This is a genomic window from Thermostichus sp. MS-CIW-36 (assembly GCF_054059035.1).
In genome coordinates, this window is the sequence record NZ_JBSSBR010000027.1 from 20,526 (window position 1) to 40,557 (window position 20,032).

The window sequence follows — 20,032 nt, forward strand, 5'->3', positions numbered from 1 at the left end:
AGGTGAGATCCCGTGGTATGAAGGGGGTGGACTGGGCTGCCCACGAGGATCCCTCTGCCATGCAAAGCGCCACCCTTAGCCCGATTCTGCTCTTGCGGCGGTCGTTTGAGTTGGTAGGTCCCATCTACTGGCCGCTGCTGATCCTGACCTCTTCTAGCCATATCGCGTTCTTCGTTGTAGGTCTGACCTCACCTTCCCTCGGGATGATCCTCTCCTTGCTCCTCCTGGCCTATGGCCTGATCGGCCTGCCCATCCTGGCCGGGGCAGCCTTTTGGCTGGTGGATCAGCACTTGAAGCAGCGCACTCCTCCCCTGGGCAACAGCCTGGATCGGGCTGTCTCTAGGGCAGTGCCTCTGGTATTCGGCAGCATTCTGCTGGTGCTGATTGTCTCGCTGGGGATGCTGTTGTTTGTGCTTCCCGGAATCTACTGGGGGGTGAGGCTGGCTTTCACGCTCTGCGCGATTGCCCTGGAAGACAAAGGTGCCACGGAAGGGTTGGGCTACAGTTGGAACCTCGTCAGGGGCCGTTGGTGGGGGGTGTTTTGGGCATTTCTGGCTGTGGCCTTGATCTTCGGCATCGCGATCCTGATTTCGTTTTTTGTTGGGGGGATCCTGGGAGCTACCCTAGGTGCAGTTGTGGTTCGGAATGCCGTCGCCACAGCAGTTGCGCCTATCTTCGATATCTATACGGTGCTCCTATTCCGATCCCTGCAGCAGCTGCAAGCGCAAGCAGCGTAGTTTGGCTTGCCCTCACCCCCAATCCTTCCCCCCTGGCGAGAGGGAAGTTGCAGTTGGCCTAGGGAGAAGGGCGCTCCAGGATCCCTCCCCCCAGCAGGAGATCCCCGTGGTACCAGACGGCGGCTTGGCCAGGAGTGACCCCAAACTGCGGCTCGGCAAACTGCAGCTTTACCCGCTCTGGCGATTCCGGGATCACCATGGCGGGCACTGGGGGGGTACGGTAGCGCACCTGAACCTCAACAGCCAAGGATGCCGTCGGCGCCGGGATAGAGACCCAGTTGACTTGGCTTACCCACGCTTCAGCCTGGGTAGCCTCCTCCCGTTCCCCCACGACAATGCGGTTCATGGCCGCATCGATGCGCACCACGTAAAGCGGACGGGAAGAGGCAATCCCCAACCCCTTGCGCTGGCCCACCGTGTAGTGGTGGATGCCCTCATGGGATCCCAGCACTCGCCCCTGGGTATCGACGATTTCCCCTGGCCTTTGCCCAAGGTACTGATCCAAAAAGCTCCGCATCGAGCCATAGGTTTCAATCAAGCAGAGATCCTGGCTTTCGGGCTTGTCGGCTGTAACCAGCCCATAGCGGGCGGCCAACTGGCGGGTTTGGGCCTTGGTGTACTCGCCCAAGGGGAAGAGGCTATGGGCTAGGTGCTCTTGGCTGAGGTCGTAGAGAAAATAGGACTGATCCTTCTGCCGATCTACCGCCCGCAGGAGTTGGTAACGTCCTAGCCCGGCGTTAAAGCGCACCCGTGCGTAGTGGCCGGTGGCAATCTGGGAGATGCCCAGCTTTTCGCGGGCATAGGCCAGCAACGGGCCGAATTTCACCAGCTTGTTGCATTGGGAGCAGGGCAGGGGAGTAATGCCCTCCGCGTAGCCGGCTACCAGGTAATCGACAATGTTGGCCTGGAACAGCTCGCGGCTATCCACCACATGGTGCGGGATCCCCAGCTGCTCACAAACAGCTGCCGCATCCACCAAGCCTTCGGTGCAGCACTGGCCCTTCCCCCTCATGAGCCAGAGGGTGACCCCCTCCACGGCGTAGCCCTGTTCCTGCAAAAGGGCCGCCACCGTAGAGCTATCCACACCCCCAGAAAGGGCCGCCACAATGCGGGGCCGCGACGGGGATGCAACAGGTGAAACCGATGAGTGGGGGCTGATAACCATTGAGACAAGGGATCCTAGGAAAAGAAAGGCTCAGCCGGAAACAGAGGAAGCCTCTCTCTGGGAATTGGGGAACCCGGAACAAGCTGAGCCGGGATCTTTACTTTAGCCTTCCTCAGAATTGGCTGGCCCGGATCCCTTCTCAGGGGTGGTTTCTGAGATGCCCCTTTGCCGCAAGCGCCGCAGCGAATCCAGAGCCGCCGCCGCAACGCTATCGTGGGGATCCCTGGCCAGGTAGTTGAGAGCAGAAACGCTCTTGGGGGAAGGCAAATTGCCCAGCGCTTGGGCCAGCCGCTGCCGCACCAGCCAGTCTTCCGATTGGGCAAACCGCAGGATGTGATCCAGGGCCCGCGGATCCCCCAGTTCTCCCAAAGCTGCGATGGCCGCCTGTTGTAGCAGCTCTTCTGGCCCCTCCAACGCCCGCAGCAGCACGTCGTAAGCCCGCGGATCCTTCAAGTTCCCCAAGGCCACCGCGGCACTGAAGCGCACCAGCCATTCTACATCCTCGTAGAAAGCACGCACTAAAGCTTCAAAAGCCCGCGGATCTTCCAAGTAGCCCAGGGCACCTGCCGCGTCGGCGCGAATGCCATAATCCGGGTCTTGGGTGAGGATTTCCAGCAATTTGGGCAGACAGGCGTCCGTTTGCTTGATCCCCAGGGCAAAGACGGCAAAAGAGCGCACCTGCAGGTTCTCATCGTCGATGACCTGCAAAATCAGCGGCACCGCCTGCTCTGCCGGCACATCCCGCAACTGGGCCAAGGCCACCATCCGGTCTGCAGAACGCGGGCTGCGCAAGCGTTGAGCGATCTCCTGTAAACGGGCGGGGTTGGCGGGATCCAAAGCAGAGACAGTCATGGCGTTAACAAATATTTACAATCTTTCTTCAGTATGGCAAACGAGGCTGCGCTTGGACAGAGGCCGTCTTTGTCTGGCCCGGTCGGGATCTCTGGGGACATGGTGCCACTGTTTCGATCGACAAATCCTAGCACTGTTGTCGAGAAAAGCAGGTTGACTTGGCCCCATCACGAAGATTTTGGATATTTTGGTGGAGAGGATACGAGGCTGATACATTTACGCTGAACACTGCTGAACATCACTGTTCAACTATGCAGCGATAGCATTCTGTTTGTTTCCAACCAGAATGGCGGTATCCCGCAAAGCTTTGAGTAGAATACCCAAAGCGCAGTTTCCGTGTCGTCTTACTACCAATTTTCTGCTTTGCTTTGGCTACCATGTTGGCAGACTCGAAAGTAAACAGAAAGATCAACTGGTAGTAATCCGTACTGAACATATTATACATTATTTTCAGTATAGTTGAGCTTATTATTGACTAGAGTCATGCTCTCCCGGTGGTCTCTATGCTGAAATCGCTGCCTGCTCGCCCATTGTCCTGCTTTCTTGTAGCCGGCCTGCTGTTGGCAGGGGGCGTTGCGTTTTTGGCCCCCCGTTGGTTCCCGGCTCTGGCCAACGAACAGGCTGTTCCTGAGGCCGAACTGGCGCTTCGGCCCCTCTTGCCTCCGGGATCCCGGATCCTCAGCTCGCGGCGATTGAGCGACACAGAAGCGGAAATTTGGGTGGAGTCTCGGGGAGGAACCAGCCCTGTGATCATGCGGCTGAATGCTGCAGGGACTTGGGAACAGGATATGAGCGCCACCTTGGCCCGCGGAGCCAGCCAGATGCAAGCTCTCGCCCGGCAACAAACGGTGAACTTGCCTGCCGGCTTTGGCCAGACCGCCCCCGATCAACCCCCGCCGCCGGTGCCCTCCCTTCTGCAGGCTACCCAAGCTGCCTCTAGCCTGATCCCGCCAGTGGATCGAGAGCAGGAAACCCAGCGGGCCTTGAGTGGGGCTGGCCGTGTGGATCCCTTTGTGCCTCAAAATGTGCGTGCTCCTGAACCGCAGATTGTCCTGCCGCCCCTGCCTCCACCTCCGGTTTTGCCCCCTCCTGGCAGTGGCAATGGCGCCCCTGTAGCCGTGGCTACCCCGATCCCAACGCCTACCCCTGACCCGGCTGCCTTTGCCCGCAGTGTACAGGTTTCCGGGATGATACAGATTGGCGGCGAGTCCTTTGCTCTGGTTTCTGGCCCAGGTGTCATTCCCTCTGTGGTGCAGGCCGGTCAAAACTACCAAACCGCCAAGGTGGCCGGAGTATCGGTGCCAGAGCGACGGGTTGTGCTCTCGGAAGGGGGAGAAACGGTCGTGAAGCAAATGGAAGACACCAGCGTGATTGTAGGTGCGCCCTAGCTTCAGCAGCAGCAAGACACCGACGGTAGAACGGGCTTATTCCAAGTAGCAGCCAACTAGCAGTAAAACAGTTGGCTGGCTTGATTCCCAACTCCCCCTTCCAGAGGGGCCGGGGGCAAGGGTCAGAGGCTACTTGAACGGGCTCGGAACAACCCTAGTTGGAAGATAGGAGTTGCCAGATCTCCAGATCCCGAGATCTTGGCGGCAAGGCCGAGAAGACTTCAAAAGCGGGGTTCGCTGCTGAGGCGGGAGGGCTGCTGTTTTAGGTAGCGCAAAAACTCCCGCAGCTCGGCGTCGCTGAGTTGGTGGCGAGATTTCTTCTGAAAGCGACGTTCCAAAAACTCTTGTCCTTCCTTGCGGCCCCAGCCAATGCGCTGCATCTCCACATCCGTTTGGGCAATGATGTCCGATAGGTCATCCCCATAGGCCGCCGGCTCACTTAGACCGGGCAGCTCTGGGGAACTTGGCTTTGCAGGGATCCCTATCGACTCAGGGGCTGGAGAAGCAGGGGAAGACTGAGCGTGTCCGTTGGCCAACTCAGGAGTTGGCAGATAAGGCACCCTGGCGGCAGCAGAATCCATGCTCAAACTCAAAGAGGAAGTGGGGCGACCAAATCCTGCGTGGTGGAGGGCGCGCTTCAAGGCAGCATCTTCCGCCTCTTCGACGGTGTTCGAGCCAGCCATGCCACTGCCCAAAACCGTGTTGTTCACCACCACCTGGGCTCTGACGATGTAGATCCCTTCTTCCACCCGCAACAGATCGGTGAGCAAACTGCCCATAGGGTACCGCTCTCGAAAGTCTTGGATCATGTTGGCGTCAGAACCTGTTGCTGCTGAAGCTCTAACTACAAGCTAGCCCGAAAGTTAACTTGGCATCCAGATCTCAATCCAATCCCACCCTCAATATCGACATTGAATTGATATAGAGCGAGAGATCTCAACAAGAGGGAGCTGTCCGAGCAGATAACATCCCGGCTGGTGAGGGTATGCTATGGCCAAGGAATCCAGTTATATTAAGCAAGCGTCAACCCACGTGGCTGGCTTGGAAAACATGAATTATCAGCAGCTCAGCCTTGACTCTTAGCTCTATTGTCGGCGCCAAGACAGATGGGGGACTATGGCCAGCGATACCATCGGGGTCAGCTCAGCGAGTTTGGGACGGGCAGCCATTCGAGAGCGCAACTACGGCACTGCTTTGCAGTTGCTCCGGCGAGCTTATCGTGCGGATCCCAGCCCAGAGAATGCCCGTTGGCTGGCCACCGCCTACGAGGAGGCGGGTTACCTTCAATTGGCCGCTCTGTACCGAGAATTGGCCCAAGAGCGCAGGGAGACTCCCAAAGCGATTCAATTTCAGGCCCCCAAACCTCCCAGCACCCTTGAGGAGCTGAAGCAGCCACCGCCTGAACCGCCGGATCGCAAGACCATTCCCTTGCCGCAGCCGATCCCACGCCCAACCCCACCCGCATCTCCTCCGGATCAGCCAATTTGGGTTTACAAGCCCACCCCCATCGATCCCAAAAGCATCAGCCGCCAAGCGCCCCTTCGACCTCAAGCTGCAGAGCCTGCCCCTTCTCCTCAACCATCGGCGAAGAGGGACGACTATCTGCCGGTTCAGCACGCCCCGGATTTGAAAAACCCGCAGCAGGGATCCCCCTTTGTGCGGCGACTGAACCAACTGCATCGCCAGTTTAAGGATCAGCCCACAGCGGAACTGGCGCTACAACTGGCGGAAGCCTACGACGAGCAAAAGAACTTTAAAGAGGCCCAGCGCTACTACCGAGAGGTTTTGGATCTGGATGACTCTTGGCTGTTACGACCGATGGTGCAAGAGCGCCTAGAAGAGCTGCGGCAACTGCAGGAGCCAACAGCCGAACAGAATCCTTGGGCAGATCTCTCAGCCCAAAACTTGCTCAAGCTAGGAGAAAAGTTGGAACGGGAAGGGGAAGTGGCTCGTGCCGAGCAAGTTTACCGGCAGATCCTGAAAATGGATGCCACCCTGGATGTCCATGCTAAGGCTCGCAAGGGTCTAAACCGGCTCTATCCCGACGGAAAGCGGTGATTTGCAGGCCACTCCATTCCCCTCACTCGGCGCAATGGGGAAGCAGCTCACCCTTCCCGAGGATCGAGGGCGTCCCGCAAACCATCCCCCAGCAGGTTAAAGGATAGAGAGGTCAGCACCACCATCAAAGTGGGGGCCAGCACCAGCCAGGGCTGTAGGATGATTACCGAAGCGTTGGTGGCCAGCGAGAGCATGTTGCCCCAAGAGGCATCCGGCTGTTGGATCCCCAACCCAATGAGGCTCAGCACCGACTCTGCCGCAATGTAGCCGGGCACCGCCAAGGTTGCCGAGATCACCACATAAGTAGCTGTCTGGGGCAAAATATGGCGCACCAGCAGGTACAGGGATCCAGCCCCGGCTACCCGCGCTGCCTGCACAAAGTCCCGCTCTCGCAAGGACAGCACCTGCCCACGAATCACCCTGGCTAGGCCCGCCCAACCCACAAAAGAGAGGATCACCACAATCACCAAGAAGCGCTCGGCATTGCTGAAAGGCACCCCGGTCAGCGGATTCACCTGCAACACCGCTGCCAGCGACACCAGCAGATACAGCGTCGGAATCGACATCAACACCTCTGCCAAGCGCATCAGGAGCGTATCCACCCAGCCCCCAAGGTAGCCGGATATGGCCCCCACCAGCAGACCAATGGGGAAAGAGATGCCAATGCCCACCAAGCCGATAAACAGGCTGACGCGCCCGCCATAGACCAAGCGACTGAAATAGTCCCGACCTTGATCATCTGTGCCCAGCAGGTGCAGCCGTGCCACAGGTGGCTCTTCGCTGATTTGCGATCCCACTTGTCCTGCTTCTGCAACAGGCCGCAGCGGGACGGTGCCGAACAGATGCCGATTGGAGGGGATCAACCCCAACCAACGGTAGGGAGTACCGGCCACAAACAAGCGGATCCCGGCTGGACGGCTGGTATCCACCAAGAGCGGGCGTTCTCCCGTTTCCAGATCCACTGGCCCCTGGCGGGTTGGATAAACGTGGGGCCCAATCCAAGCGCCCGATTCATCCCAAAAGTGAATGGCGGTGGGCGGCAGAAGGGATCCCCCCGGTTGAGATTCCAGTGGGCTGTAGGGGGCAACGAACTCGGCAAAAATGGCGCAGGCGTAGAAAACAAGAAGAATGTAGGCTCCTGCTTGGGCCCATCGATTGCGGCGAAGCCGTTTCCACCACTGCATGAGGCAAAGATTCCAGTCGAGTCCAGTTGAACCAAATGCCAACGCAAATTGGCTTTCAGTGTAGCTGATCGTGTCTTGTTCCAGTTGCAGAGAGGGCTGCAAGGTGTCACCGATTCATGCTGGCAGGACGAGTCCCTTCCCCAGTCCAAGACAAGCTCAGCCTGCCAAGGAATAGCTGGGGCTATAGCGGGCCATCATCTCCATCCGCACCGCAGCAACCGTCTGGGGCAGCACCCCCACCAGCCGTGCCAAAATGTCATCGGGCAATTGGCTAACCAAATCCGCAGAGAAAAATTCCTCTAAGCTAAAGAGCAAAACCCGCGCCCGCTGGGCCGGCAAAGGATTGTCGGTGATTTGCTGCAGCCAACGCATCCAGTGCAGCCGCTTGGCATAGGCATTTTGCCGCTCTTGGTGGTCTTGCGGATGCAGCAAAACCACATCCCCAATGGGGACAACGCCGCCGGACTCCACATCCAATGGCCCCCCAACAGCAGCACCCGGCCCGGCAAACTCAGCATGAAACGTCTTGCAGATGATCAGGGCGTTGTGCCGCTGGGGGTCCACCATCAGCAATTGCCCACTGCTGAGGGTTCGAATCAGCTGGCCAGGCTCAACTCGCTGAACCAGACTACGGCTGGGGGGAAGCTCGCTCATAGATCTCAGGATATCTCAACCTTCCCTTGCCTCACATGGTATCTTTAACTTTCTCAGAGCTGCTTGACGCAATCTTCATACTGAGCCCTCTATCGAGACTTTGCATGAGACTTTGCATGGTGAGCATGCCTCTAACCCCCAAAACCCTGAACTTTGCTGAATTTACTGAGCTTTAGGCGGTTTGGCAAAAGTCATTGAGAGGGATATAGTAGACCAAGTTTCCCCCTGATCCTTGAGTCCACCGCAACGGTTGCCGGGAAGTGAAGGGGGAAAGCGCTCGGGGGGTATTCCTCAGGGCTTTGCGGGATACCGCCTTCCTGTTTGGACTCCGTCCCGCTGACGCGAACAGAGATAGGCAGGATGCGATCGCTTCTTTCCTGAACCATGTTCAGGAGAGTTCAGCGTGAATGTATCAGTATTGCCAGAGGGTCTTCTTCAGGCTGCCGCTGGGCTGAGGCTGATCTTGCCGGTAACATGGATTCTGGTGTCTCCGGCTTGGCAGCGGCCAATGCGACGGGCGTAGGGGTAGCCGGCACTGTGCAGCTCTTGCAAGAGGTCTGAGGTGTAGCCGGGATCCACCGCCACCAGCAAGCCCCCGCTGGTTTGGGGATCCGCCAGCAGCAGTTGCTGCCACTCGGGCAGGGATTCTGCCTGTACCCCCTCATAGCCCTGCCAATTGCGACGAGCCGCCCCTGGAAAGATCCCCGCCTCTGCCAGCGAGAGCGCTTCTGCCAAAAACGGAATGGAAGCCAGATCCAAACTGGCCCCCACCCCCGAGCCGCGGCAGACTTCCAGCAAGTGTCCCACCAGGCCAAACCCTGTTACATCCGTCATGGCGTGAACTTGCGGTCGCCGAGCCAGTTGCGAGCCGATGCGATTCAGCTGGGTCATCACCTGCAAAACTTCCGCGTAGCCTGCCGCACTGAGCTGACCCTTTTTCAGAGCGGTGGTCATCACCCCGATCCCCAGCGGCTTGGTCAGGATCAGATCGTCCCCGGCTTGGGCCGTGGCATTGCGGCGAATGTGGTGTGGATGGGCCAAACCTGCTGCCACCAAGCCGAAGATGGGCTCCGGCGAATCGATGGAGTGCCCCCCTGCCAAAGGGATCCCGGCTTCTTGGCAAACCTGGATCCCTCCGGCCATGATCCCTTGGATGGCCTGCATCGGCAGGGTATTGACCGGCATGCCCAAAACTGCCAAAGCCAGAATGGGAGTGCCCCCCATCGCGTAGACATCGGAAAGGGCATTGGTCGCCGCGATCCGACCAAAATCCACCGGCTCATCCACAATCGGCATGAAGAAGTCGGTGGTCAAAATTAGGGCTTGGTGGTCGTTTAGTTGATAGACAGCCGCATCATCGCTGGTTTCAGCTCCCACCAACAAAGCCGGATTTGGGGATAGCAGGGGCACATCCCTGAGAATTTGTTGCAGCAGGGCCGGGGCAATTTTACAGCCGCAGCCACCGCCGTGGGAGTACTGGGTGAGGCGAATGGGAGCATCCATAGATTCAAGAAAAGGGAAAAAACATCAGCTGACTTTACTGTAGCGGCATCTGCAGGCAGTCGAGAAATGGACACGCTGAGTTAAGGTTAAAGGGATCCCACTATCCATAGCGTTGCCATGTCTTTTGTTCCTTTGCATCTCCACAGCGAATACAGCCTCTTGGATGGCGCCAGCCAATTGCCGCGTCTGATCGAGCAGGTGGTCGCTATGGGTTTGCCGGGGCTGGCCCTGACGGATCACGGTGTCATGTATGGGGCGTTAGAGCTGGTGAAACTGTGTAAAAGCAAAGGGATTACTCCAATCATCGGCAATGAAATGTATGTAATCAACGGCGATATCCGCGATAAAAGCCGCAAGTACCCCAAGTATCACCAGGTGGTTCTGGCCAAAAACACCCAGGGCTACAAAAACTTAGTGAAGCTAACCACCATTTCCCATCTACATGGCATTCAAGGGAAAGGGATTTTCTCTCGCCCCTGCATCAACAAAGAGTATTTGGTGCAATACAAAGAAGGGCTGATCGTCACCAGCGGCTGCTTGGCAGGAGAAGTGCCTCAAGCTATTTTGCAGCGGCGGCCAGAAATTGCCCGTGAAGTTGCCGCTTGGTACCAAGAGCAGTTTGGGGATGATTATTACATCGAGATTCAGGATCACGGTTATCAAGAAGATCGCTTTGTCAATGTGCAGTTGGTGCGCATCGCCCGCGAATTGGGGATCCCGATCATCCTCACCAACGATAGCCATTTTATTTCCTGCTGGGATGTAGAGGCCCACGATGCGCTGCTCTGCATTCAAACAGGCAAATCCCTTACTGAAAAAAATCGCCTTCGCTACACCGGAACCGAATACCTGAAAAGCCCAGAAGAGATGCGCCGTCTCTGCCGTGACCATTTGGAACAGGAGGTGATTGACGAGGCCATCGCCAACACCCTGAAGGTGCTGGAAAAGATCGAGGGCTATGACCTATTTGGGGAAATGCGCATGCCCGACTACCCGGTTCCACCGGGCCATTCTGCCGATAGCTATCTCACAGAATTGGCCTGGCAGGGGCTGGCGAAGCGCTGCGGTGTTGCTCAGCCGGATCAGATCCCCCAAAACTACCAGGAGCGCCTGCGCTTTGAGCTGAACATCATCCAACAAAAGGGCTTCTCCAGCTATTTCCTGGTGGTCTGGGACTACGTTCGCTATGCCCGCGAGCAGGGGATCCCGGTGGGGCCGGGGCGAGGCTCGGCAGCAGGATCCCTGGTGGCCTATGCCCTACAAATTACCAACATTGACCCGGTTAAATACGGCCTACTGTTTGAGCGATTTCTCAATCCAGAACGTCAATCGATGCCGGATATCGATACGGATTTTTGCATCGAGCGGCGGGGAGAGCTGATCGACTATGTGACCCGCAAATACGGCCAAGAGCGAGTCGCCCAGATCATCACCTTTAACCGCATGACCTCTAAAGCCATTCTCAAAGATGTCGGTCGAGTCTTAGACATTCCCTACTCAGAAGCCGACAAAATGGCGAAATTGATCCCGGTATCCCGAGGCAAGCCCGCAAAATTGGAAGAGATGATTGGCGAGGATACTCCCGCTCCAGAGTTCAAAGAAAAATACGAGAAAGACCCAACCACCCACCGCTGGATCGAGCTGGCACGTTTGTTGGAGGGCACCAACAAAACCTTCGGGGTTCACGCTGCCGGTGTGGTGATTGCTAAGGATCCCTTAGATGAGATCGTGCCTCTGCAGTACAACAATGAAGGCCAAATTATCACCCAGTACTCGATGGAAGATATCGAGTCTTTGGGCTTGCTGAAGATGGACTTTTTGGGTCTGCGCAACCTGACGATGATTCAGCGGGCAGTGGAACTGATCCGAGAACACAATGGCGTCAATATAGATCTGGATAACCTACCCCTAGACGACAAGAAAACCTACCAGCTTTTGGAAAAGGGAGAGCTGGAAGGGATCTTCCAACTGGAATCTTCTGGCATGAAGCAGGTGGTGCGGGAGCTCAAACCTTCCAACCTGGAAGATATTTCTTCAGTATTGGCCTTGTACCGGCCAGGCCCATTGGATACGGGAATGATCCCCGACTTTATCGATCGCAAGCACGGTCGCAAACCGGTAACCTATGCCCACGAACTCCTCAAGCCCATTCTTCAGGATACCTACGGAGCCATCCTCTACCAGGAACAGATCATGCGCATTGCCCAAGACATGGCCGGATACACCTTAGGCCAAGCCGATCTGCTGCGGCGAGCGATGGGGAAAAAGAAAGTCTCCGAGATGGAGAAACACCGCGAGCAATTTGTGCAGGGGGCAGCCAAGCGGGGTGTAAGCCAAGAAGTTGCCACAGAATTGTTTGATCAAATGGTTGCTTTTGCCGAGTATTGCTTCAATAAATCGCATTCTACTGCCTATGGGTTGATTACTTTTCAAACAGCTTACCTCAAGGCCAATTACCCAACCGAATATATGGCAGCCTTGCTCTCTTCTGTGGGGGGGGATCAGGACAAGGTACAGCGCTACATCACCTATTGCCTGTCAATTGGGATCCAAATTCAGCCACCGGATATCAACCGTTCTGGAATGGACTTTACTCCCCAGGGATCCAGCATTTTGTTTGGCCTGGGAGCCGTGAAGAATGTGGGGGAAGGTGCCATTCAAAACATTCTTGCCGCCCGTCAAGCTGGTGGCCCCTTTACCTCTCTGGCCGATTTCTGTGAGCGGGTGGATCTGCGTATTGTTAACCGTCGTGCCCTGGAGGCCCTGATTTGTGCGGGCGCTTTTGATTGTATTTCTGGAAATCGTAAACAACTAATTGCCGATTTGGATCCCATCCTCAGTTGGGCAGCGCAGCGAGCCAAGTCCAAAGCCATCGGCCAAGCCAGCTTGTTCGATCTACTGGGGAGCAATAGCAGCGCCGGCAATGGATTTGTGGAAGCTCCGCGTGGGCCGGTTACCGAGGATTTTCCACCCCAGGAAAAGTTGAGGCTGGAACGGGAACTGTTGGGGTTTTATGTCTCGGATCATCCGCTGCGTCGCATTCAGGAACAAGCGCGGCTACTGGCCCCCGTCAACCTAGCTGACCTGGGCGGCTGTGCAGCCGATGCCTCTGTGGGTGTTCTCGCCTTGGTGACTGCCATGAAAAGTGTGACAACCAAGAAAGGGGATCGCATGGCCATTTTGCAACTGGAAGATCTCACCGGCAGTTGTGAAGCGGTGATCTTTCCCAAAACCTACGAACGTTTGCGAGGTCGCCTGGAGGTGGATCAACGGCTGTGGGTCTGGGCCAAAGTGGATCAGCGGGATGAACAGGTGCAACTGATTGTGGAAGATTTACAACCGATTGAATCTGTTAGCTGGGTAACGGTGGAGATCCCTCTCGACTCTGCCGGGACACTGGAGGATCGATATCGTTTACAAACCTTGATCGCCCGCCAACGCTCGGAAACCAAAGAAGAAAATCGCATTCCTGTCGTGGCTGCCATCACCGCCCATCCCCATACCCTTTGGGTGAGAATGGGATCCCAATTTTGGGTTAACAATGCCCAAGCCGCCGTTGAAGCCCTGCGTCAAGCCGGCTACACCGCCCGCAGCGAATCGCTGCTCTCTCCATAGGCATGGCAGAGAAAGCTCCGGCAGCAGCAGGAGAAATTCAACGGAGCTGTTTCTCAAGCCAAGCCCGCAACTGGCTCACCGTCAGCCGAGGGGAAGGACGTGGCAAAGGTCGCTCGGGATCCCCTGCCAGGGTGAGCACGGGAACTTTCAGTTGGTATTGCTCCCACCAACTCGGGTTGGAGGTGATGTCGCGGATTTCCAACAGGGTGATCTCAGGGATTTGCCGCAACTTATTGGCCAAGCCTTCGCACAGGTGGCAGCCGGGCTTGCTGTAGAGAATCAGCGCAGGCCAAGGGGATGGCATAGCGGATCCCTAGCGGGTGACGGTGCAGGCCAGCCGACGGTGTTGTAGGGAAGGCATCTGCCGCCTGACCAACTGGAAACGCTCTGGGTTAATTTCAGCAATGGCCACCCCCGGTTTTTCGCCACCCGCATCCGCCAAGATAGTCCCCCAGGGGTCCACGATCATGGCATGGCCGTGACACTGTCGCCGCTCGTAGTGGGTGCCCACCTGGGCGGGGGCTATCACGTAACAGGTGTTCTCAATGGCCCGGCATTGCAGCAAAACCTGCCAGTGATCCCGACCCGTGTAGGCCGTGAAGGCGGCAGGGATGAGCAAAATCTGGGCTCCGCGATCCACCAGGGATCGGTACAGCTCTGGAAAGCGTACGTCGTAGCAGACCGACAAACCGAGGTTCCCCAGTTGCTCTTGCTCGCAGGTGACCACCTCATCTCCGCTGACCACCGTGTTCGACTCGCGGTAGGTATTGCCATCGGGCAAATTCACATCGAACAGGTGAATTTTGCGATAGCGGGCCAGCTCTTTGCCGTCAGGGCTGTAGAGGGCGGCGGTGTTGTAAACTTTGCCCTGCCCATCCGGCACAGGATACCCTCCTCCCAAAATAAATACCTGGTAGCGCTGGGCCATCTTGCTCAGAAACTCCTCAGCCCGCTCCGCAATCTCGGGGGCAAGGCGGGCTTTCTCGGCTTCCGGCCCCATGAAGGCAAAGTTTTCCGGTAGCGTCACCAGCTCGCACCCCTGGCGCGCCGCAAAGTCGATCCACTCTTCCGCCTGCTGCAAGTTGCTGGCCAGATCGGGAATGCTGGTCATTTGAATGGCGGCTGCCAGATAAGAGCGCATAGACGGAAACTCCAAAGGATGCTAAAGGGGATCCGGCCGGCTAGCCGACCAGATGCCACCAGCCCAAGGCAGGCCCCACAAATCGGATCACAACCCAAACAATCGCCAGCAGAATAATGCCTGCCCAAGCACCACGGGTTGTCCAATTGTAGATCGCGCGAGCTTGCCCTTTGGTGAGGGGAATGTCTTTGAGGTTGGGAAACACCAGCTCTTGGTCGGGATCTTGGCTGATGCGGGTTTTACGGCGCTTTGCTTCGCCCATGGGGTAGCCTCCGAGTTCTTCGCCGGGTGGCGACTTTTATCTTAAGGTTTTCTGTCTGGGTCACAAGACTGGGTGGATATCAATCTGCATAATAATCGCCTATTTACGCCATCAGGCCACGCCAATCCATGGGCCTGCCGATGCTTTCCCTAGCCGGAAATCCACAAGGGGGATCCTTCGTGCTCTTGGGGACGCTCGCTGTCCTCTTCGCTAATGGCCACAGCCCGCACCCATTCTGCAGATTCAAACACCGGCGGTAGGCGCAGCTCCTGTTGGCGGTTTCCTGTTTCATCCACCGGAAAAGCTGCCATGAGGATGGCCCCCGCACTATCGGTGGTGAAGGGCGCCTCAGGATCCACCACCACCCACAGGGCATAGACCCGGCCTTCCGGCAGAGGTGGCAAACCTTGGGCCACCAATCGCCCTTGCAAGCGCTGGGGATCCACCTCAAGCCTGACCGAGCCGGTTAGGTTCTCCGCAGTCGGCTGCAACTCATAAGTCAACACCTCGGCAGGGATCCCTTGAGTCTGGGCTAGCTGCAGCCTGCGCCACAGGTAGAGGTTCCCCAGCCCCAAAGCGACGATCAAGCCTGCGGCCACTGCCCCCAAGCCCCGCTGCCAGAGACGGGATCCCTTGGCAACCCAGGTGGGGGTGCGCATCGGTTGGGCTGCCTGCTCCGCATGTGCCTGCAACAGAGAAGCCCGCAGGGCGGGGGGAGGTTGCTTTTCCTCCACGCCGTAGGCTGTCTCCAATGCCTGTTGCAAAGCCTGCAGTTCTCGGTGCAGCTCCGGGCGCAGCTTGAGCAATGCCTCCAGCCGGTCGGCCTCTTCCGGGGAGAGATCCCCCAGCACATAGCCTGCCAGCCACAGTTGCAGTTCTTCGGGAGACACAGATTCGGCTTTCATGAGGGGCCTCCCAACAACTCGCGCAGCCGCAGCAGAGCCCGCCGAGCTCTGGCTTTGACCGTTCCCAAAGGCAGATCCAGTTGCTTGGCAATTTCCGTTTGGCTCATGCCTTCGTAATAGGCCATCTTTAAGACTTGCCGTTGACTTTCGGACAACTCGGCCAAAGCCGTTTGCACCTCGGCCACCCGTTCCGCTTGGGCCAACTGCTCCAAGGTGGGATCCGCAGCAGGACTACCCTGCAATTCCACTCTGCCCTGTTCCAGGGAGCGCTGTCGATTCCGCCAAGAGCGCAGCCGATCCAAACAGCGAGAGCGAGCCAAGATGCTCAGGTAGGTGCGCAGGGATCCCCGTCTGGGATCAAAGGAGGAACGGGCCAAGTTCAAAAAAATATCTTGGGTGAGATCTTCGGCTTCGGCAGTGTTGCCCAGCATTTTGCAGGCAATTCCGTACACCAAGCCGGCATGTCGGTCGTAGAGAATGGCCAGAGCTTGTGACCGGCCTGCTTTTAGGGCTGCAAACACCTCTGCATCGGTTTTTTCCTGCAGGGATCCCTCAGCTTTGTCGCCCTCGATCTTCATGAGCGGGAAGAGGAAACGGGATGGAAGAGAGAGAGAAACTGCAGAGGCACAAGCATCGCCCAGGACAACCCAAGCAGGGCAGCGGCTTTCATAATTTATCGTCTGCATAGGCGAAGGTCAACCCTGACTTGTGGGGAAATAGAAGGCCCAATCCTGAGCTGGGATCGGGCCACGCAAGGGATCAACTGCGGCAATGATTTCAAAAAGTTGATCCAAACCCATGAATTCAAAATGTTGATTAACGCTGATGAATCTTGATTTAGATAGGCAAATAGGAATCGGCCTTCCTAGAGGGCAGCCAAGCCAAAGAACGGCCCACCCGGCAGCGTGCCCAGGGATGTGGCCCGACCGGTGTTGAGGTCAATTCGATACAAGGTGGAGCCGCCGATGGCAAAGCCGGTATCCACCCCATCAGCAGTACGGATGTCAAACCCGCCCACAGGGCCGAAGTTCACCCCCAGGGGGCCAATGGGCACCTGAACCCCATCGTTGGGGGGATTCTGCAACACCAGCAGGTTCCGTTGCCCGTCGATGTTCAGCAGCCGCGTGGATTGGGCACCCGCCACATTGTTGGTGTAGGCGGCGGCGGTGATGGCCGGCTGGGATCCCTGTAGTTCCATTGGGCCAAAGGCCAAAGGTCTATCTTGGATCACTTCGCCCGTATCCACATTGATGCGGAAGTTCTGGCCATTGGCTCCCACCAAGCGCAGCCGATCCGGAACAGGGTTGAAATCCATGCCAGAAAGCGTGCCCGCGGTGAAGGGAACCGACAGAGTGCTGGCCACGGTAGCGACACCGGTCTGCAAGTTGATGGTGTAAAGGATGCTGGTGTCGGTCAGCCCGTAAAGCAGCCGGTTGGCAGGGCGCACATCGATACCAATGAGGTTGCCGTTCACTCCTGTTACCGTCAGGGATCCCTGCACAAAGGCATCGGCAGAGCGGATGAAAGTGAGGCGATTGCCGCCGCTCAAAGCCACCAAATCCGCTTGGGAAGGCATCATCGAAGACGAAGTGCTGCTGCCACAGCCCAAGAGAGCAAAACTGCCGGCTATCACAGATGCTGCTACAAAGCTTGTGTGTTTGTGCATTGAACAGGCTCCTCAAAAGATCGACAAACCATCAAAACCACTGACAGACAAGCCCCCCTAAACCACAGAGCCTGTGGCTGCAGATCGCTGTAGTGGAAACCTTTTTTTGCAGTCCATCGAGAGAACTCCCGGATCCCGGCTGCAGGCTGGGATCCCCTCTGCCTTGTGAAGGAGAAGGCAGTTGTTCTCTGCGATGGCAGCGCATGGGGCGCGTCTGTAGAAATTACTCAACTCCCCAGAACTCGGATGCCTGGGATCCAAGGGTTTTGGACCAGACTTTAACTGGAAGCGCTGGTGTAGAAGCGCAGGGCAAAGCGCCAGAAAAGATGGGATCCCCACAACAGCCCCGCCGCCAGCAGACCGGATCCCAGCAGCCACGGCCATTGGGCTCGCCCCAGCAGGGTCTCCGCCGGGATGGTGGTCAGGAAAGCCACCGGCACGATGAAGGTAAAAAACACGCGGTAGGCCACCGGATAAGCCACCATCGGGAACCGCCCTGCCTCTACCAAGCCCCGTAACACCTCGGTCACGTTGTAGATTTTCACAAACCAAATGCTGGTGGCTCCCAACATAAACCAGAGGCTGTAGAGGATGATCAGCCCCAGCAGCAGAGGCAGCAGCCCCAGAGCATAGGCCCAAGCAGGCAAATGGAGCTGGATCCCGGCGTAGAGAATCAGCAACAGGCCAAAGCCGATATCCACCAGGCCCCAGGGGGAAAACACCCTGGCCGACAGCCAAAACTGGCTGCTTATTGGCTTTAGCAAAACAAAATCCAAGGTGCCTTCCTGCACCTGCTGCACAATGCGATTGAGGTTGACGTTAAAGAGACTGGCCGACACCCCCTGCAGAATGGTGAACACCCCCAACACGATGAGGGCTTCCGGCCAACTCCAACCGCCCAGCCGGTGCCCCTGCTGGTAAAACAACGACAGCCCAAACAGAGCGGATCCCAAGCCACCCAGACTGCTGAGGCTGGCAAAGAAAAAATTGGCACGGTACTCCATTTCTGCCGCGATTGAGGTGCTCCAAAACAGCCACAGTATCCGCAAATAGCGCAGCACCTTGGTTTTCTCCAATCTCAGCTTTTATCCCACTTGCGGTAACAGCGGGCGGTAATGAAATAGGGGTGAAACACCTCCAAAAAACAGCTTTGCAGCACCTGAAAGAATTGCTCTACCTTTTGCGGGTCGTCCAGGTGAAAAGGAAACTCGCCGTTAAACCCCTTGAAGAAATACCAGTTGATCAACAGCCTACCTTGCGGCTGTAGCCAACCATAAAACTGCCGCAACTGCTCTGCCGGACTTGGCAAATGCTCTATCACATCAAAGCAGAGGATTGTATCCAACTGCATCCCTTCTGGGAAGGTTTCTGGACAGTGGATCCGCTCTTTTAGGCCCAACTTCTCGGCCCGCAGCCGCACCAGTTGTCGATGCACAGGGTTGATGTCCCAAAAGATGACCCGCTCCACCGCCCCACAAAGGGCTGCCCCAATCGCATGGGTGCCAATGCCGCCGCCAAAATCCAGCACCAGCCCGCGGGCATGATCCGCAACCAGGCGTAAGGTATCGCCGATGTAGTCGGTGCTGCTCAGGTGCCAAGCAGCCAAGTCCAGCAAATAGGCGGATCCCACCTGATCCCGATAAAACGCATCTGCCCGATCCCAGCCAAAGTCTCGCCGGCCCAACTCCGCCAATTCTTGCTGCCCTGCCCGCAGCCTCTCCCGCAGATCGGCAGCCGCAAGGCCCAGGAAGGATCCCAGATGGTCTTCTAGGTCAAAGGCATTTTGCCAGTAGCCGCTCAGCGCAGGTGGAATGGGGGGCACAGCAATCAGAGCTCGATCATCTGCTGAATTCGGGGCAGGGAATCAGGCGGCGGTAAAGTCGCCGTTTTTTTTCGGGATCTCTTCCGAGGTTTTCTTCTGGGATCCCAGCAGGGCCCTGTGGTCGCCGGGGGATAAAGGCTTTAACAGACCGGCCAGGGTTTCGGGAGTGAGGCGGTCGGTGCTCTCCACAATTGCCGTCACATTCGGGCCAAAGCCTATCTTATCCAACAACTCAAGGCGATGGGACAAAACCCGTTTCCCATTGACGAATAGGCCGTTGGTGCTGCGGCCAGATCCAGAGCCGCCATCGAACACCACATAGCCATATCCAACCCGGTTCTCATCGGGAATGCGGATGATCAACGCATGCTTGCGAGAGACGCAAGGGTCGTAAAGGCGAATGTGGTTGTTCACTGCCCAGCCTACCGAGTAGTAAATGTTGTCCAGGACAACACCGCGCCGACCCATCTGATCGGTGAAGATCAAGACCGGGTGAGCAGGGTTGGGTTGGGCAGCAGAAGCGTTCATGCTATGGGTGCGCTCGGCGTGGTTGAGGTGTTGGAAACGGCAGCCCAAGGACGGCCAGGCAACGAAGCTGCAGTTAACCCCAGAATGAGGACTTCCCCCTCTTATCGCCCGCCATCGGCTCAAATCATACACCACCATCTTATTTGACATTCTCCCCCGCCTGAAGCCGGGGGATTCTTTCTCAGGTTGCAGAATGACTCCTGCTTACTGAGCTACACCGGGTATGGGGTCGAAACCTCAACCCGATGGGGGATGCCATCACCCCAACTACTGGGACATCAAACTGCCCCAGATACTTTCGTCTCAGATTTACCGACCCTACGCCGTCGCGGTGAAACCGAAAGCCACAAGCCCGGCAATGATACTCCCTACCAGTGGGCTTGTGGGGCATGTGGCAACGCGGGCACTTCTGCGAGGTGTACCGTTCCTCTTGCAACACCACCCACATCCCCAACTTCTCTGCCTTGTAGGTGAGCATCCGCCGCACCTGTCCCGACAGCATTTGGTGGATTTTCTGGTTGGCTACCTTGTTGTACTGGGCCGACCGCCGGA

Annotated in this window: 20 protein-coding genes; 4 read left to right on the top strand and 16 right to left on the bottom strand. The window is 57.2% G+C overall.

Annotated features, from left to right (window positions below):
• Positions 1-17 precede the first annotated feature (17 nt).
• Positions 18-737, top strand: a complete 720-nt coding sequence (locus ACVWVQ_RS11235) for a glycerophosphoryl diester phosphodiesterase membrane domain-containing protein (RefSeq protein WP_457508487.1) — start codon at positions 18-20, stop codon at positions 735-737.
• Positions 738-795: 58 nt separating this feature from the next.
• Here ACVWVQ_RS11235 and mnmA read toward each other — a convergent pair whose 3' ends face one another.
• On the bottom strand, positions 796-1,902 hold the full coding sequence (mnmA, locus tag ACVWVQ_RS11240) for a tRNA 2-thiouridine(34) synthase MnmA (RefSeq protein ID WP_457508489.1): 1,107 nt from the start codon (positions 1,900-1,902) through the stop codon (positions 796-798).
• Between the two features lie 102 nt (positions 1,903-2,004).
• Positions 2,005-2,754 (bottom strand): HEAT repeat domain-containing protein, encoded by a 750-nt coding sequence (locus ACVWVQ_RS11245; RefSeq protein WP_049749566.1) that lies wholly within the window; start codon positions 2,752-2,754, stop codon positions 2,005-2,007.
• Between the two features lie 503 nt (positions 2,755-3,257).
• Here ACVWVQ_RS11245 and ACVWVQ_RS11250 point away from each other — a divergent pair.
• Entirely contained in the window at positions 3,258-4,142 is an 885-nt protein-coding gene (locus tag ACVWVQ_RS11250) for a hypothetical protein (RefSeq protein ID WP_457508491.1), read from the top strand.
• Between the two features lie 221 nt (positions 4,143-4,363).
• Here the strand turns inward: ACVWVQ_RS11250 and ACVWVQ_RS11255 are convergent, their stop codons facing one another.
• Positions 4,364-4,951: a hypothetical protein gene (locus ACVWVQ_RS11255; protein WP_457508493.1), complete on the bottom strand. Its 588-nt coding sequence runs from the start codon at positions 4,949-4,951 to the stop codon at positions 4,364-4,366.
• A gap of 307 nt (positions 4,952-5,258) precedes the next feature.
• Between ACVWVQ_RS11255 and ACVWVQ_RS11260 the strand changes: the two genes are divergently transcribed.
• On the top strand, positions 5,259-6,200 hold the full coding sequence (locus ACVWVQ_RS11260) for a hypothetical protein (RefSeq protein WP_457508495.1): 942 nt from the start codon (positions 5,259-5,261) through the stop codon (positions 6,198-6,200).
• Positions 6,201-6,247: 47 nt separating this feature from the next.
• Here ACVWVQ_RS11260 and ACVWVQ_RS11265 read toward each other — a convergent pair whose 3' ends face one another.
• From ACVWVQ_RS11265 to selD, 3 genes are all read right to left on the bottom strand, one after another.
• Positions 6,248-7,384: an ABC transporter permease gene (locus ACVWVQ_RS11265; RefSeq protein ID WP_457385892.1), complete on the bottom strand. Its 1,137-nt coding sequence runs from the start codon at positions 7,382-7,384 to the stop codon at positions 6,248-6,250.
• A gap of 156 nt (positions 7,385-7,540) precedes the next feature.
• Positions 7,541-8,038: a hypothetical protein gene (locus ACVWVQ_RS11270; protein WP_457508497.1), complete on the bottom strand. Its 498-nt coding sequence runs from the start codon at positions 8,036-8,038 to the stop codon at positions 7,541-7,543.
• A 435-nt stretch (positions 8,039-8,473) separates the two neighbouring features.
• On the bottom strand, positions 8,474-9,541 hold the full coding sequence (gene selD, locus ACVWVQ_RS11275) for a selenide, water dikinase SelD (RefSeq protein ID WP_414329229.1): 1,068 nt from the start codon (positions 9,539-9,541) through the stop codon (positions 8,474-8,476).
• Positions 9,542-9,658: 117 nt separating this feature from the next.
• Between selD and ACVWVQ_RS11280 the strand changes: the two genes are divergently transcribed.
• A complete protein-coding gene (locus tag ACVWVQ_RS11280; protein WP_457467332.1) occupies positions 9,659-13,156 on the top strand; it encodes a DNA polymerase III subunit alpha in 3,498 nt (1,165 codons plus the stop codon).
• A gap of 37 nt (positions 13,157-13,193) precedes the next feature.
• On the opposite strand, the gene ACVWVQ_RS11285 is transcribed toward ACVWVQ_RS11280, so the two are convergent.
• The 10 genes from ACVWVQ_RS11285 to ACVWVQ_RS11330 form a co-directional block, all read right to left on the bottom strand.
• Positions 13,194-13,460 carry a glutaredoxin family protein gene (locus ACVWVQ_RS11285; RefSeq protein ID WP_457508499.1) on the bottom strand — a complete coding sequence of 89 codons (267 nt, stop codon included), beginning with the start codon at positions 13,458-13,460 and terminating at the stop codon, positions 13,194-13,196.
• 9 nt (positions 13,461-13,469) lie between these two features.
• The gene (locus tag ACVWVQ_RS11290; RefSeq protein ID WP_457467333.1) at positions 13,470-14,297 is read right to left on the bottom strand and encodes a carbon-nitrogen hydrolase family protein; all 828 of its coding nucleotides are present in this window, start codon (positions 14,295-14,297) and stop codon (positions 13,470-13,472) included.
• 40 nt (positions 14,298-14,337) lie between these two features.
• Positions 14,338-14,559, bottom strand: coding sequence for a DUF2839 domain-containing protein (locus ACVWVQ_RS11295; protein ID WP_011432808.1), 222 nt, complete (start codon positions 14,557-14,559; stop codon positions 14,338-14,340).
• A gap of 149 nt (positions 14,560-14,708) precedes the next feature.
• Positions 14,709-15,464: an anti-sigma factor domain-containing protein gene (locus ACVWVQ_RS11300; RefSeq protein ID WP_457508501.1), complete on the bottom strand. Its 756-nt coding sequence runs from the start codon at positions 15,462-15,464 to the stop codon at positions 14,709-14,711.
• A complete protein-coding gene (locus ACVWVQ_RS11305) occupies positions 15,461-16,042 on the bottom strand; it encodes a sigma-70 family RNA polymerase sigma factor (protein ID WP_414418040.1) in 582 nt (193 codons plus the stop codon). The genes ACVWVQ_RS11300 and ACVWVQ_RS11305 overlap by 4 nt, the downstream gene beginning before the upstream one ends.
• Positions 16,043-16,329: 287 nt before the next feature.
• The gene (locus ACVWVQ_RS11310) at positions 16,330-17,043 is read right to left on the bottom strand and encodes a DUF4394 domain-containing protein (protein WP_457508504.1); all 714 of its coding nucleotides are present in this window, start codon (positions 17,041-17,043) and stop codon (positions 16,330-16,332) included.
• Between the two features lie 365 nt (positions 17,044-17,408).
• Positions 17,409-18,191, bottom strand: a complete 783-nt coding sequence (locus tag ACVWVQ_RS11315; RefSeq protein ID WP_457508514.1) for an ABC transporter permease — start codon at positions 18,189-18,191, stop codon at positions 17,409-17,411.
• A gap of 17 nt (positions 18,192-18,208) precedes the next feature.
• Positions 18,209-18,952 carry a class I SAM-dependent methyltransferase gene (locus tag ACVWVQ_RS11320; RefSeq protein WP_457508506.1) on the bottom strand — a complete coding sequence of 248 codons (744 nt, stop codon included), beginning with the start codon at positions 18,950-18,952 and terminating at the stop codon, positions 18,209-18,211.
• A gap of 42 nt (positions 18,953-18,994) precedes the next feature.
• Positions 18,995-19,630: an FHA domain-containing protein gene (locus ACVWVQ_RS11325; protein WP_457508508.1), complete on the bottom strand. Its 636-nt coding sequence runs from the start codon at positions 19,628-19,630 to the stop codon at positions 18,995-18,997.
• Positions 19,631-19,661: 31 nt separating this feature from the next.
• On the bottom strand, positions 19,662-20,032 hold a 371-nt coding region (locus tag ACVWVQ_RS11330; protein WP_457508510.1), incomplete at its 5' end, for a zinc ribbon domain-containing protein.

Coding starts and splice junctions, on each gene's coding strand:
- ACVWVQ_RS11290 (WP_457467333.1), bottom strand. CDS start 14,297: ATGCGCTCTTATCTGGCAGCCGCCATTCAAATGACCAGCATTCCCGAT.
- ACVWVQ_RS11310 (WP_457508504.1), bottom strand. CDS start 17,043: ATGATGCCTTCCCAAGCGGATTTGGTGGCTTTGAGCGGCGGCAATCGC.
- ACVWVQ_RS11280 (WP_457467332.1), top strand. CDS start 9,659: ATGTCTTTTGTTCCTTTGCATCTCCACAGCGAATACAGCCTCTTGGAT.
- ACVWVQ_RS11265 (WP_457385892.1), bottom strand. CDS start 7,384: ATGCAGTGGTGGAAACGGCTTCGCCGCAATCGATGGGCCCAAGCAGGA.
- ACVWVQ_RS11300 (WP_457508501.1), bottom strand. CDS start 15,464: ATGAAAGCCGAATCTGTGTCTCCCGAAGAACTGCAACTGTGGCTGGCA.
- ACVWVQ_RS11285 (WP_457508499.1), bottom strand. CDS start 13,460: ATGCCATCCCCTTGGCCTGCGCTGATTCTCTACAGCAAGCCCGGCTGC.
- ACVWVQ_RS11305 (WP_414418040.1), bottom strand. CDS start 16,042: ATGAAGATCGAGGGCGACAAAGCTGAGGGATCCCTGCAGGAAAAAACC.
- selD (WP_414329229.1), bottom strand. CDS start 9,541: ATGGATGCTCCCATTCGCCTCACCCAGTACTCCCACGGCGGTGGCTGC.
- mnmA (WP_457508489.1), bottom strand. CDS start 1,902: ATGGTTATCAGCCCCCACTCATCGGTTTCACCTGTTGCATCCCCGTCG.
- ACVWVQ_RS11260 (WP_457508495.1), top strand. CDS start 5,259: ATGGCCAGCGATACCATCGGGGTCAGCTCAGCGAGTTTGGGACGGGCA.
- ACVWVQ_RS11235 (WP_457508487.1), top strand. CDS start 18: ATGAAGGGGGTGGACTGGGCTGCCCACGAGGATCCCTCTGCCATGCAA.
- ACVWVQ_RS11245 (WP_049749566.1), bottom strand. CDS start 2,754: ATGACTGTCTCTGCTTTGGATCCCGCCAACCCCGCCCGTTTACAGGAG.
- ACVWVQ_RS11325 (WP_457508508.1), bottom strand. CDS start 19,630: ATGTCAAATAAGATGGTGGTGTATGATTTGAGCCGATGGCGGGCGATA.
- ACVWVQ_RS11270 (WP_457508497.1), bottom strand. CDS start 8,038: ATGAGCGAGCTTCCCCCCAGCCGTAGTCTGGTTCAGCGAGTTGAGCCT.
- ACVWVQ_RS11295 (WP_011432808.1), bottom strand. CDS start 14,559: ATGGGCGAAGCAAAGCGCCGTAAAACCCGCATCAGCCAAGATCCCGAC.
- ACVWVQ_RS11255 (WP_457508493.1), bottom strand. CDS start 4,951: ATGATCCAAGACTTTCGAGAGCGGTACCCTATGGGCAGTTTGCTCACC.
- ACVWVQ_RS11250 (WP_457508491.1), top strand. CDS start 3,258: ATGCTGAAATCGCTGCCTGCTCGCCCATTGTCCTGCTTTCTTGTAGCC.